Source organism: Amycolatopsis sp. NPDC058986 (assembly GCF_042741125.1).
Lineage (GTDB): Bacteria > Actinomycetota > Actinomycetes > Mycobacteriales > Pseudonocardiaceae > Amycolatopsis.
The window spans coordinates 161,021-174,241 of the sequence record NZ_JBHYJW010000011.1; the positions used below are offsets into that span (position 1 = coordinate 161,021).

Annotated in this window: 12 protein-coding genes; 6 read left to right on the top strand and 6 right to left on the bottom strand. The window is 70.3% G+C overall.

The window, feature by feature from the left end; genetic code table 11:
• Positions 1-10 precede the first annotated feature (10 nt).
• Positions 11-724 carry a TetR/AcrR family transcriptional regulator gene (locus tag ACFW0G_RS13390; RefSeq protein ID WP_378325367.1) on the bottom strand — a complete coding sequence of 238 codons (714 nt, stop codon included), beginning with the start codon at positions 722-724 and terminating at the stop codon, positions 11-13.
• A 128-nt stretch (positions 725-852) separates the two neighbouring features.
• Here ACFW0G_RS13390 and ACFW0G_RS13395 point away from each other — a divergent pair, with 128 nt between their 5' ends.
• The 4 genes from ACFW0G_RS13395 to fdhD all read left to right on the top strand — a co-directional run bounded on the left by ACFW0G_RS13395 (position 853) and on the right by fdhD (position 5,277).
• On the top strand, positions 853-1,140 hold the full coding sequence (locus tag ACFW0G_RS13395; protein ID WP_378325368.1) for a hypothetical protein: 288 nt from the start codon (positions 853-855) through the stop codon (positions 1,138-1,140).
• A gap of 72 nt (positions 1,141-1,212) precedes the next feature.
• Positions 1,213-2,937, top strand: coding sequence for an IlvD/Edd family dehydratase (locus tag ACFW0G_RS13400; RefSeq protein WP_378325369.1), 1,725 nt, complete (start codon positions 1,213-1,215; stop codon positions 2,935-2,937).
• A 107-nt stretch (positions 2,938-3,044) separates the two neighbouring features.
• Positions 3,045-4,397: an OFA family MFS transporter gene (locus ACFW0G_RS13405; protein WP_378325371.1), complete on the top strand. Its 1,353-nt coding sequence runs from the start codon at positions 3,045-3,047 to the stop codon at positions 4,395-4,397.
• Positions 4,398-4,419: 22 nt separating this feature from the next.
• Positions 4,420-5,277 (top strand): formate dehydrogenase accessory sulfurtransferase FdhD, encoded by an 858-nt coding sequence (gene fdhD, locus ACFW0G_RS13410; protein ID WP_378325372.1) that lies wholly within the window; start codon positions 4,420-4,422, stop codon positions 5,275-5,277.
• Between the two features lie 56 nt (positions 5,278-5,333).
• Here the strand turns inward: fdhD and ACFW0G_RS13415 are convergent, their stop codons facing one another.
• The 5 genes from ACFW0G_RS13415 to sucC all read right to left on the bottom strand — a co-directional run bounded on the left by ACFW0G_RS13415 (position 5,334) and on the right by sucC (position 9,933).
• The gene (locus ACFW0G_RS13415; RefSeq protein ID WP_378325373.1) at positions 5,334-6,149 is read right to left on the bottom strand and encodes an Asp23/Gls24 family envelope stress response protein; all 816 of its coding nucleotides are present in this window, start codon (positions 6,147-6,149) and stop codon (positions 5,334-5,336) included.
• Between the two features lie 254 nt (positions 6,150-6,403).
• Complete coding sequence (locus tag ACFW0G_RS13420) at positions 6,404-7,264, bottom strand: LysR family transcriptional regulator (RefSeq protein ID WP_378325374.1); 861 nt, start codon at positions 7,262-7,264, stop codon at positions 6,404-6,406.
• A 94-nt stretch (positions 7,265-7,358) separates the two neighbouring features.
• Entirely contained in the window at positions 7,359-7,853 is a 495-nt protein-coding gene (locus ACFW0G_RS13425; protein ID WP_378325375.1) for a beta-class carbonic anhydrase, read from the bottom strand.
• A 4-nt stretch (positions 7,854-7,857) separates the two neighbouring features.
• A complete protein-coding gene (gene sucD, locus ACFW0G_RS13430; protein WP_378325377.1) occupies positions 7,858-8,742 on the bottom strand; it encodes a succinate--CoA ligase subunit alpha in 885 nt (294 codons plus the stop codon).
• Between the two features lie 3 nt (positions 8,743-8,745).
• Entirely contained in the window at positions 8,746-9,933 is a 1,188-nt protein-coding gene (gene sucC, locus ACFW0G_RS13435) for an ADP-forming succinate--CoA ligase subunit beta (protein ID WP_378325378.1), read from the bottom strand.
• A 283-nt stretch (positions 9,934-10,216) separates the two neighbouring features.
• On the opposite strand from sucC, the gene ACFW0G_RS13440 reads away from it, so the two are divergent.
• Positions 10,217-11,962, top strand: a complete 1,746-nt coding sequence (locus tag ACFW0G_RS13440; protein WP_378325379.1) for a thiamine pyrophosphate-binding protein — start codon at positions 10,217-10,219, stop codon at positions 11,960-11,962.
• A gap of 27 nt (positions 11,963-11,989) precedes the next feature.
• On the top strand, positions 11,990-13,219 hold the full coding sequence (frc, locus tag ACFW0G_RS13445) for a formyl-CoA transferase (protein WP_378325381.1): 1,230 nt from the start codon (positions 11,990-11,992) through the stop codon (positions 13,217-13,219).
• Positions 13,220-13,221 lie beyond the last annotated feature (2 nt).

Genomic DNA, 13,221 nt, shown 5'->3' on the forward strand with positions numbered 1-13,221 from the left:
ACTGTGGACGCTACGGCAGGGAAGCCGGGAAGATCCGGTCGAGGTGGTAGCCGAGCAGGTGCCGGACCTCCTCGACACTCCGCCGTTCGTGCAGGATGTCGATGCTCAGGCCGATGACACCGGATACGAGCAGATCCGCCTCGTAGCCGGGGTCGAGCTCGCGACCGGCCAGCCCGGTGCGCCGGCCCTGCCGGATGAGGCCGGCGACGAGGTCCTCCAGTGGATGCTGGTTGTGCAGGAACACCGCCGCCAGTGCGGGATCGGTGAGGCTGCGCGCGTAGTAGGCGCTCAGGACGCGCAACGACGTCCGGCGTTGTTCGTCGAGAGGCAGGAACTCGTCGAGGACGGCCGCCAGCAGGGCGCGCGGTCCGAGCGCCTCGGTACCGGCTCGCTCGCGGCCGCGGGCGTTGTTCTCTTCGTGCAGCATTTCCAGCGCCGACACGAGCAGCTGGTGCTTGCTCTCGAAGTGGTACTGGACCACGCGGAGGGAAACGCCCGCCTCGGCGGCGATCTCACGCATGCTCGCCGCTTCCAGCCCTCGTTCGGCGGCGATACGCCACACCGCTTCGGCGATCTGATGCCGTCGCGGCGATCGGGTGTCCCGTTCCGGAGGCGCCGGGACGGGCGGGTTCTTCCGCTGCCGGTACGCCTTGGCCTGACAGGAACGAGAGCAGTACGTGGGTGGCCTGCCGCGCTCCCCGGTCGGCAGCGGGGTCCGGCACACCGAGCAGCGCCGCCGCTTTTCGTCACGTGAAGGCCGGGAAGCCGTGACGGAAATTGTGTGACGTAAAGGCACTTTCACCTGCTTCTAATCCAGAATTCGCGATATCCGAATGATACGTTCGTAACGTAATGATCGACAACAGGGGAGCGGACGAAATGGACGAGGGCTGGTACCGGCTCGGGATGGCGGTGGTGGGCATCGCCGGGTTCTGGGAAGGCGTGATGGCGATCATCTTCCGGCTGTTCACCGACAAGGAGCCGTCGGTGATGTCGGCGGCCAACTACCTGCCCGCGCCGTGGTGCTACGTCGTGGCGGGCGGCATCGTGGTCGTCGCGTTCGCGATCGTCGCGGCACTGGACTCGGCGCACAAGAAGGTGTTGGCGCGCAAGGGTTCCCGGGAGAACAGCCAGGCCTGACGGGCGGTGCTGTCCCGGTGCCGATCTTCGTGGTTGACTGGCGGTGGTGTTCCCTTCGGGAGGAGAACGACAGTGCCGTCGCCGACGTCGCCACGCAGCGCCCAGTGGTTTGCCGCGGAAGGGCGCAACGGGTTCATCCACCGGTCCTGGATGCGCAACCAGGGTTTCGCCGACGACGTCTTCGACGGGCGGCCGGTGATCGGCATCGCGAACAGCTGGTCCGAGCTGACCCCGTGCAACGCCCATCTGCGCGAACTGGCCGAAGCGGTCAAACGCGGGGTGTGGGAGGCGGGCGGCCTGCCGCTCGAATTCCCCACGATGTCGCTCGGTGAGCCGCTGATGCGGCCCACCACGATGTTGTTCCGGAACCTGATGGCGATGGAGGTCGAGGAGACCATCCGGGCCAACCCGCTCGACGGCGTCGTGCTGCTTTCCGGCTGTGACAAGACGACGCCCGCCCAGCTGATGGGCGCCGCGAGCGTCGGCCTGCCCGCGATCATGCTGACCGGCGGCCCGATGCTGAACGGGAAGTTCCACGGCGCGGACATCGGCTCTGGCACCGACGTCTGGCGGTTCCACGAGGAGGCGAGGGCGGGCCGGATGAGCGGTGCCGACCTCGCCGAGGCCGAGTCGTGCATGTCCCGGAGCCGCGGGCACTGCATGACGATGGGCACCGCGTCGACGATGGCGTGTCTCGCCGAAGCGCTGGGTATGCAGCTCACCGGCGCGGCCGCGATCCCCGCGGTCGACTCCCGGCGGTTCGCGCTCGCCCAGGCCACCGGACGCCGCGCGGTCGGGCTCGTGGCCGAAGACCTCCGGCCGGCCACGATCCTGACGCGCGCGGCGTTCGAGAACGCGATCCGGGTGAACGCGGCGCTGGGCGGTTCGACCAACGCCGTCGTGCACCTGCTCGCGCTGGCTCGGCGGCTCGGCGTCGAACTCACCCTCGACGATTTCGACGCGCTCGCCCGCGACGTCCCGGTGCTCGTCGACCTGATGCCGTCGGGTCGCTTCCTGATGGAGGATTTCGCTTACGCGGGCGGGCTTCCAGCCGTGCTGGACCGGCTGCGGGACGTACTGCACACCGACGCGCAGACCGTGACCGGGCGCAGCCTCGGCGAGAACGTCGAAGGCGCGCGGTGCTGGAACGACGAGGTCATCCGCACCAGGGAGCAACCGTTCCGGCCCGCCGGTTCGGGCACGGTGGTGCTGCGCGGCAGCCTGTGCCCGCGCGGTGCGGTGCTCAAGATCTCCGCCGCGTCCCCGCGGCTGCTCCGGCACCGCGGGCAGGCGCTGGTGTTCGACCGCATCGAGGATTACGTCGCGGTGTGCGAGGACCCGGGCCTGCCGGTGGGCGAGTCCACCGTGCTGGTGGTCCGCAACGCAGGCCCGCGTGGCTATCCGGGTTTCCCCGAGGTCGGGAACATGCCGATGCCGCGGGTGCTGCTCGAGGCCGGGATCGACGACATGGTCCGGATTTCCGACGCGCGGATGAGCGGCACCGGCTACGGCACCTGCGTGCTGCACACCGCACCCGAGGCGGCGATCGGCGGGCCGCTGGCGCTGGTCCGGACCGGTGACTGGATCTCACTCGACGCCGAGGCGCGCAGGCTGGATCTCGAAGTCGGCGACGAGGAACTCGCGCGGCGGCGGGCGGAATGGCAACCGCCACCGCCCGCCGCCACCCGCGGCTGGGTCCGGCTCTATCTCGACCACGTGCTGCAGGCCGACGAGGGCGCGGACCTGGACTTCCTGGCAGGGAGCAGTGGGGACGCCGTCGGCCGTCACTCGCACTGAGCGGCCACGACGACTGTGGACAGGGCGCGGGCTGGGTGCTATAACCGGACTACTCCATACTGCATACAACATTCAATGCAGGACTTCCAGGTAGGGAAGTGATGGCCATGTCCGAGCCCCAGACCCGGCCGCCGGTGCGCGAACTCCTCGACGTCTACGGGCGGCGGTACCGGATCGGCGAGAGCGACCGCGCCCTGCTCGGCCGGTCGCGGACCTGGATGGGCTGGCTGGCCACCGCCGCGATGTTCGCCGCCGGGGTCCAGCAATACGGTTTCGGCGCCATCGCCCCGGTGCTGACGCGGGGCCACGGCTGGACGTTCACCGAGGTGGTCCTGGCGTTCGGGCTGTGGGCGGTGTGCCAGTCGAGCGTGGCGTTCCCGGTGGCGTGGCTACGCGACCGGCGGCTGCTGAGCCCGGCCGCGGCGGTCGTGCTCGGCGGTGTGCTGTGCACCGCCGGGCTCGTCACGCTCGGCCACGCGAGCAGTCTGCCCGCGGTGTTCCTCGGCTACTCCGTCGCGGGCGGGATCGGCACCGGCCTGGTCTACGCGACCTGCGTCGGCGCGGTGATGCGGTGGTTCCCCGATCGCACCGCCGCGCGGGCCGGCGTGGTCAGCGGTGCCTTCGCGTTCGGGAGCGTGCCGTTCCTGCTGATCGCCGGCTACGTGCTTTCGGTGGACAACCGCGCGATGCTGCTCGACGTGACCGCGGCGCTGGTGCTGGCGGTGATCATCGGATCCGGCCTGCTGCTGCGCTACCCGCCGGAACACTGGTGGCCGGAGCGTCCGGACCCGCGGGAGTGGGCGCTGGACAAGGCACACAACCGGAGTGTCGCGGCGAACCGCCCGGCGCTCCGGCATTTCCGGCCGGGTGAGGTGCTTCGCTGCCGGAAGGCGCTTCCGTTGTATCTCACCGTCGCGCTCGCGGGGGCCGTCCTGTTGTTCGACATCGGCTACCTCGCGACGTTCGTCGCCGCACGGGGCGGCGGCCCGGTGCTCGCCGCGTTCGCCCTCGCCGTCCTCGCACTGGTCACCGGTGGCGGCAGGGTGCTGCTGGGCTGGCTCTCGGACCGGCTGGGCAGGCGGCGGATCCTCCGGCTCGCGCTCGCGACGGGCGGCGTGGCGCAGTTCGTGTTGTTCTACTCCGGGGAACACCGTGACGCGGTGGGACTTCTGGTGGGTGTCGCGCTCGCCGGGCTCGGCAACGGGTGCTGCTACACGCTGCTGGTCAGCCTGGTCCGGGAGTACTTCGGGGAGGAATCGGCCTTGCAGAACTTCGGGGTGCTGTACGCCGCGAAGGCCGTCGGCGCGGTGCTCGGGATCGGGCTCGCCGCGTTCGTGGTGACCGCACACGGCTACTCCGGCGCGTTCGCCGCGGCGGGGATCCTGAGCCTGGCCGGCGCCGTGCTCGCCGGACGCGTCGCACAGCCCGGACGCCCGAAGTCGTTGCTGCCCACCGCGTAACGAGAAATCCGGAGGTGCCCGGATGGGCCGGACGACGAGCCGACGACGCGTGTTCCGGGTGGTGGAGGGCGCGCCGACAGTACGTCCGGACACCCTGACCGTCGAGGAGCCCCTGGAGATCAGGGTCGGCGGGAAGCCGCTCTCGGTCACCATGCGTACCCCGGGCAGCGACTTCGACCTGGCCGTCGGGTTCCTGGTCAGCGAGGGTGTGGTCCGGAATCCGGCGGACGTGTCCGGCATCCGGTACTGCGCGGGGGCCACTGTGGACAGTGGGAACACCTACAACGTCCTGGACGTCGCACTCGCGGACGGCGTGCCCCCGCCCGACCCTTCGGTGGAGCGCGCGTTCTACACGACCTCGTCCTGTGGGCTGTGCGGCAAGGCCGGCCTGGACGCGGTCCGGACCACGGCGACCTGGCCGATCGACGCCGACCCGCTCGCGCTCGGCCCGGCGACGCTGGCCGGGTTCCCGGACGAACTCCGCGCGGCGCAACGGGTTTTCGACCGCACCGGCGGCCTGCACGCGGCCGGGCTGTTCGACGAGTCCGGAGAACTGCTCTGCCCGCGGGAGGACGTGGGGCGGCACAACGCCGTGGACAAGGTGATCGGCTGGGCGACTCGTGCGGGGAAGCTGCCGCTGTCAGGGATGTCGCTCATGGTGAGCGGACGCGCGTCGTTCGAGCTCGTCCAGAAGGCCGTGATGGCCGGAATTCCCTTGCTGGCGGCGGTTTCCGCGCCCTCGTCACTCGCCGTGGACCTCGCCGCCGAGCTGGGCCTGACGCTGGTCGGATTCCTGCGCGGCGCGTCGATGAACGTCTACACCCGCGCCGATCGCCTCGGCCTGCGCGACCCCGCCGCACTGGCGGCCGCGTGCGACTGAGAACCTCGGTCCGGGGCGCGCGTCCGCACCCCGGACCGAAGGTCCCGGCGATTCGGTCAGGAAGCGTCCGGCAGGTGGATACCGGCGACGTGGACGTCCACCACCGCGACATCCAGGCCGAGGAACTCTTCGACGGCTTCGATCACGCTGACCCGGATCCGCTCGGCCAGCCCCTTGACCGCGTGCCCGAACTCGACCACCAAGCTGACCTTGATCGTGGCGACATCGCCGTCGAGCCCGGCCGAGACGCCCTCGGTGCCGAGGTCGTGCACGCCCTCGGTCCTGCGGGTCAGCATGGTGACGAGCTGCGCGACGACCTCGTCGCCGACGGTCGTGCTGCCGCGAACGCCCGCGGCGGGCCGAGCCTCGGCGGTGTCCGGCTCCACGTCCGTTTCGTCAGTCTCGCCGGTCTCCTCTGCGACCTCGGAAGCCACAGCTCCCGGCGCGTCGTCGGATTCGGCTTCCTCCGTGATCGCCTCGTCCTCGTCCTCGGTCGCTTCGTCGGAGTCCTCGTCGGTGGTCTCCTCCTCGACGGCCTCGTCGTCCTCGGGCTCGGCGTCGTCGGTGTCGTCTTCGTCGTCGCCGTCTTCAGCGTCGTCGTCCTCGGGCTCGGTTTCGTCGGGTTCGGCGACGACGTCCTCGGCCGGAGCGGCCTCGGCCGCCTCGTCCTCGTCGGTGGTCGAGGCGGCGACCTCCTCGGTCTCGGCGGCGCTGTCCGCCGGTGCTACCGGCTCGGCCTCGATCGCTGGGGTGTCAACGGTTTCGGGAGTGCTGGCGGGGGTGGCGGGCTGGTCGAGGGAGGAAGTGACACCGTACTCACCGGGTGTCTCGTTCTTGGAGCGGCCGAAGATGCTGTTGATGACGTCGGACATGGGGTCCCCTTTTCGGGAGCGACGACTTCGGGAGGAGGCGAGCAGCCGGCGCCATGATAGGGCCATGTCCATGATCCGGATCGCGTGCCCCGGACTTTGAAATCTTCTTGTGTCCCAACGAATACTTCGGTCGAGACCACGGCTTCGGGCGGTTGGCCGCACCTCGGCCGTCGCCGAGCCTTCCCGAGATGTTCGCCAAGGATTCACCGTGCGCCTCGGTCCTCAAGATCGAACCGCCGCACGGTGAGACGCTGTCAGCCGAGCTGCCGGAGGACGGCGGCGACGACGGGTGAGACGTCGCCGCCGGAGCGGGCGACCAACACCCGCCAGCTCGGCGCTTGCTCCGCGAAACGCCGCACCACGAGATCGGGGAACCACGCGGCGATCGACTCGGGAAGGACGCACCCGCCGAGGCCGTGCCGGACCAGTTCGGCGGCGGCGGCGATGTCGTCGACCTCGACGGTCACCGTGCGGTCCAGCAGCGCGGCGCGGAAGGCGTGATCGACCGCCTCGCGGATCGCCCAGCCCGCCGGAAAGTCCACAAGGGACAGGTCGGCCGCATCGGCGAGGCTCACAGGGCCGGGCTTCGGCGGGCTCGCCGACGGCGGCGCCACCAGCACCATGTCCTCGTGGGCGAGCAGCCGGGTGACCAGGCCGTACCGCTGCCGCTTGTCCAGTACCGCGAGCGCGAGGTCCACAGTGGACTCCCGAACGGCCTGGCAGAGCTGTCCGGCCGGTGCCTGCCGGACGCGGACGTCGATGCCGGGGTGTTCGCGGCGCAGACCGGCGAGGGCGTGGTGAAGCCGGGAACCGAGGCCCGGCATCGCGCCGATGGTGACTTCGCCCCGCAGCCGCCATCGGCTGAGATCGACGGTCGCCCGTGCCTCGTCGGCGGCCCGCAGCGCCGCGCGAGCCGCGGGGAGGAAGGCTTCTCCGGCGGGCGTGAGCGCGACCCGGTGGGTGGTGCGCTCGAACAGCGGCGTCCCGAGGTCCCGTTCGAGCGCCCGGACCGTGGTGGACACGGTGGACTGAACGGTGCGCAGCCGGCGCGCCGCGGCGGTGAAGCCGCCTTCCTCGGCGACGGCGACGACGATCTCCAGCTGACGCAGATCCATGGGTCCTCCTGGGCGCGGTCGCGTGGTCATCGGGAGAACCCGGGAGGTCCGGGCGGCTCGGCGACCGTCCACGATCCCGCGCCGAGAACCCGGTTCATCGCTCCACCTCCCGCATGAGGCCGGACCGCTCGTCGTAGACGAAGCCGCGTATCGCGTCGGTGTGTGGGAGGAACGGGCACACCCGCAAGCGGGCCATGCACTGGCGGACGTCCTGCACCGGATCGGCGAACGTCTCGGCCGCCCACGCGGGCCGGATCCCGGTGCTCGCCTCGATCCGGCGGGCGAAGTCCGTGTCGGTGAACATCCGCATCCCGCAGTCTTCGTGGTGTACCAGGACGATTTCCCGGGTGCCGAGCAGCCGCTGGCTGACGGTGAGCGAGCGGATCGCGTCCTCGGTGACGGCGCCGCCGGCGTTGCGGATGACGTGGGCGTCGCCCTCGCGGAGTCCGAGCAGCCGGTACACGCTGATCCGTGCGTCCATGCAGGCGACGACCGCCACCCGGCGGCGAGGGCGTTTGGTGAGCCGCTCGCCGTCGAGGAGCTGCCAGTAGGTGCGCGCGTGGGAGACCAGCGCGTCGGTCTGGTCCACGGCGCTACCCGGCGAGGATTTCCCGTGCCAGGGCGGCGGTTTCGCTGGGGGTGCGGCCCACACGGATACCCGCCGCTTCGAGCGCCGCCTTCTTCGCCGCGGCCGTCCCGGACGAGCCGGAGACGATCGCGCCCGCGTGGCCCATGGTCTTCCCTTCGGGCGCGGTGAATCCGGCGACGTAGCCGACGACGGGTTTGGTGACGTGCTCGGCGACGTGCCCGGCGGCGCGTTCCTCCGCGTCACCGCCGATTTCGCCGATGAGCACGATCAGTTCGGTTTCGGGGTCCTGCTCGAACGCTTCCAGCGCGTCGATGTGCGTGGTGCCGATGACCGGGTCGCCGCCGATGCCGACGCAGGTCGAGAACCCGATGTCGGACAGCTCGTGCATGAGCTGGTAGGTGAGCGTGCCCGATTTGGAGACCAGCCCGATCCGGCCGGGGCCGGTGATGTCGGCGGGGATGATGCCGGCGTTCGACTTGCCGGGGGAGATCACGCCGGGACAGTTCGGCCCGATGATCCGCGTCTTGGCGTTCTTTGCGGCGGCATGGGCCCAGAAGGCCGCGGCGTCGTGGACCGGGACGCCCTCGGTGATGACGACGGCGAGCGGGATCCCGGCGTCGACCGCTTCGATCACCGCGTCCTTGACGAACGGCGGCGGCACGAACAACACCGCGACGTCGGCACCCGCCTTCTCGACCGATTCGCCGATCGAGCCGAACACGGGGAGCGAAAGGTCGCCGATCTCGGCGCGCTGTCCCGCCTTGCGCGGGTTGACCCCGCCGACGACCGTGCTGCCCGCGGCGAGCATCCGGCCGGTGTGCTTGGTGCCTTCGGCGCCGGTCATCCCGGACACCACGATCCGGCTGGTCTTGTCGAGGAAGATCGCCATGCCTCACACCTCCGCGTTCGCCGCGGCGGGGACGGCCGCGAGTTTCGCCGCTTCGCGCGCGGCGTCGTCCATGGTGTCGACCACGGTGATCAGGGGATGCGCGGCGGCGGCGAGGATCCGCCTGCCCTCGGCGACGTTGTTGCCGTCCAGCCGGACGACGAGTGGCTTGGCCGCCTCGGCACCCAGGATTTCCAGCGCCCGCACGATCCCGGACGCCACCGCGTCGCAGGCGGTGATGCCGCCGAAGACATTGACGAACACGCTGCGCACGTCCGGATCGGCGAGGATCACGCCGAGCCCGGCGGCCATCACTTCGGCCGACGCGCCGCCGCCGATGTCGAGGAAGTCGGCGGGCCCGATGGCTCCCGCTTCGGCGGCCGCCGAAGCGACGACGTCCAAAGTGGACATGACGAGCCCGGCGCCGTTGCCGATGACGCCGATGTCGCCGTCCAGCTTGACGTAGTTGAGCCCCTTTTCCCGCGCCTGCCGTTCGAGCGGATCGCCCGCGGCGGGATCGGCCAGCTCCGCGTGGCCGGGATGCCGGAAGGTGGCGTTGTCGTCGAGCGTGATCTTGCCGTCCAGCGCGACGATCCTCCCGTCGCGGGTGCGGGCCAGGGGGTTCACCTCGACCAGCGTGGCGTCTTCGGTGGCGAAGACGGTCCACAGGCGGACGAGCACGTCCGCGACCTGTGCGGCGATCTCGGCGGGAAAACGCGCCGCGGCGACGATCCCGGCGGCCTCGGCATGGCCGACACCGGTGAGCGGATCGATCGGGATCTTCGCCAGCGCCCAGGGTTTCGTGGCGGCGACCTCTTCGATCTCCATCCCGCCCTCGACCGAGGCCATCGCGAGAAACGTGCGTTCGGCGCGGTCGAGGAGGAACGAGACGTAGTACTCCTCGGCGATCTCGCTCGCCTCGGTGACGAGGACCTTGTGGACGGTGTGGCCCTTGATGTCCATGCCGAGGATGTCGTCGGCGAGCTGCTCCGCGTCGTCGGCCGTAGTGGCCGGTTTCACGCCGCCCGCTTTGCCACGCCCGCCGGTCTTGACCTGAGCCTTGACCACGACCGGCCCGCCGATCGCCACGGCGGCGCGCCGGGCCTGGTCGGGGCTGACGGCGACCTCGCCGCGGGGGACCGGCACGGCATGCCGGGCGAAGAGCTCGCGCGCCTGATGTTCGAAGAGATCCATGGGGGAAGTCCTTCCTGCGGGGCCGTCCGGCACCCGCGGCGGCCGTGTTCCGGGCACGGCGGACCGGCTCGTCGCGCTCCGGGCCTCGGGGCTTAACCCCGGTGAATCACCGCTGGACAGCGAGCCGTTCGGAGAGTCAGTATATGGCTACCTCATACGGTATGCAATCTACAGTCTGCCGTGAAGGTGGCCTTGACCTCGGAGGACTCGCCCGGGGCGGGCAGGGAGACCGACAGCGAGCGCACGGATCAGAGAGGTCCGGCGTGAGACAAGAGGAGCGGACATGGCGCCAGCAACGACCGGAACGACGGCGGGCGAAGGGGTGGCGCGGGCAGCGCGGAGCGCCAATGGCGCCGAGCCTGCCCCGGAGACGATCTCCGGCGGGCACCTGGTGGCGAAGGCGCTCAAGGCGGAGGGCGTGGACACGATCTTCACCCTGTGCGGCGGGCACATCATCGACATCTACGACGGCTGTGTCGACGAGGGCATCGAGGTCATCGACGTCCGGCACGAGCAGGTCGCGGCACACGCGGCGGACGGGTACGCGCGGATCACCGGCCGCCCGGGGTGCGCGGTCGTGACGGCGGGCCCCGGCACGACCGACGCGGTGACCGGTGTCGCCAACGCGTTGCGGGCGGAAAGCCCGATGCTGCTGATCGGCGGCCAGGGCGCGCTGACGCAGCACAAGATGGGGTCCCTGCAGGACCTGCCGCACGTGGACATGATGACGCCGATCACCAAGTTCGCCGCCACCGTGCCGCACACCGCCCGCGCGGCCGACCTGGTCTCGATGGCGTTCCGCGAGTGCTTCCACGGCGCGCCCGGACCGTCCTTTTTGGAGATTCCCCGGGACGTGCTGGACGCGTCGGTGCCGCTGGAGCAGGCTCGGATCCCTTCGGCGGGCCGGTATCGTGCGTCCACCCGCAACGCCGGTGACCCCGCCGACGTCGAGAAGCTCGCGGACCTGCTGGTGAACGCGAAGAAGCCGGCGATCCTGCTGGGCAGCCAGGTCTGGACGACCCGGGCCACCGACCAGGCGACGGACCTGGTGCGCACCCTCAACATCCCGGCGTACATGAACGGCGCCGGCCGCGGGACGCTGCCGCCGGGCGACCCGCACCACTTCCAGCTCTCCCGCCGCTACGCGTTCACCAACGCCGACGTGATCGTCATCGTCGGGACCCCGTTCGACTTCCGGATGGGCTACGGCAAGCGGCTTTCCCCCGACGCGACGGTGGTGCAGATCGACCTGGACTACCGGACCGTCGGCAAGAACCGCGACATCGATCTGGGCATCGTCGGTGACGCCGGGCAGGTGCTGGCCGCCGTCGCCGAGGCCGCTTCGCGCCGGGACAACGGCGCGGTGTCGCGCAAGGCGTGGCTCGAAGAACTGCGGGCCGCGGAGGACAAGGCGTACCAGAAGCGCCTGCCGCTGCAGCACTCCGACGCCAACCCGATCCACCCGTACCGGCTGGTGCACGAGATCAACGAGTTCCTCACCGAGGACTCGATCTACATCGGCGACGGCGGCGACATCGTCACCTTCTCCGGGCAGGTCGTGCAGCCGAAGTCGCCGGGCCACTGGATGGACCCCGGTCCACTGGGGACACTCGGCGTCGGCATCCCGTTCGTGCTGGCGGCCAAGCACGCCCGTCCGGACAAGGAGGTCGTGGCGCTCTTCGGCGACGGCGCGTTCAGCCTCACCGGCTGGGACTTCGAGACGCTGGTGCGGTTCGACCTGCCGTTCGTCGGCATCGTCGGCAACAACTCGTCGATGAACCAGATCCGCTACGGCCAGGCCGCGAAGTACGGCCTGCCCCGCGAGCGCGTCGGCAACACGCTCGGCGACGTCCGCTACGACGAGTTCGCGCGGATGCTCGGCGGTTACGGCGAAGAAGTCCGCGACCCCCAGGACATCGCTCCGGCGCTGCGACGCGCGCGGGAGTCCGGGAAGCCGTCGCTGATCAACGTCTGGGTCGACCCCGACGTGTACGCGCCCGGAACCATGAACCAGACGATGTACAAGTGACCCGGCTCGCGAGTGGAGGAAAATCCCATGGGAAAAGCACTTGAGGGCATTCGTGTCCTGGACATGACGCACGTGCAGTCGGGTCCGTCGGCCACGCAGATGCTGGCCTGGCTCGGCGCGGACGTCGTCAAGCTGGAAACCCCCGGCCGCGGCGACATCACCCGCGGCCAGCTGCGTGACCTGCCCGGAGTGGACAGTCTCTACTTCACGATGCTCAATGGCAACAAGCGCAGCATCACGCTCAACATGAAGAGCGAGCAGGGCAAGAAGCTGTTCAGCGAGCTGGTGTCCCAAGTGGACGTCCTGGTGGAGAACTTCGGCCCCGGCGTCGTGGACCGGTTCGGCTTCTCGTGGGAGCGGCTGGAAGAGCTCAACCCGCGGCTGGTCTACGCCTCGATCAAGGGTTTCGGGCCCGGCCGGTACGCCGATTTCAAGGCCTACGAGGTGATCGCGCAGGCCATGGGCGGCGCGATGAGCACCACGGGGTTCGAGGAAGGCCCGCCGACCGCGACCGGCGCGCAGATCGGCGATTCCGGGACCGGGATGCACCTGGTGGCGGGCATTCTCGCCGCGCTGTACCAGCGCACCCACTCCGGGCGCGGGCAGCGCGTCCAGGTCGCCATGCAGGACGCCGTGCTGAACCTGTGCCGGGTCAAGCTGCGTGATCAGCAGCGGCTCGCGCACGGTCCGCTGAACGAGTACCCGAACGAGAACTTCGGCGACGAGGTGCCGCGCTCGGGCAACGCCTCGGGCGGCGGGCAGCCGGGCTGGGCGGTGCGCTGCGCGCCCGGCGGGCCGAACGACTACATCTACGTCATCATCCAGCCGGTCGGGTGGAAGCCGATCACCGAGCTGATCGGCAAACCGGAGCTGGCCGAGGACCCGGAATGGGCGACCCCGGAGGCACGGCTGTCCAAATTGGACAAGGCGTTCGCGTTGATCGAGGACTGGACCTCGCGGCACTCCAAGTGGGAAGTGATGGAGAAGCTCAACGCGCACAACGTCCCGTGTGGCCCGATCCTCTCCACCAAGGAACTGGCCGAGGACGAGACCCTGGCCGAACTGGGCACCGTCGTCGAGGTCCCGCATCCGGAACGCGGCAGTTACAAGACCGTCGGCTGCCCGCTGAAGCTGTCCGACTCGCCGGTCGAGATCGGCCGGTCCCCGTTGCTGGGCGAGCACAACGACCAGATCCTCGGCGAACTCGGCTACAGCCCCGAACAGCTCGAAGAACTCCGTACCGCAGGCGTGATCTAAAG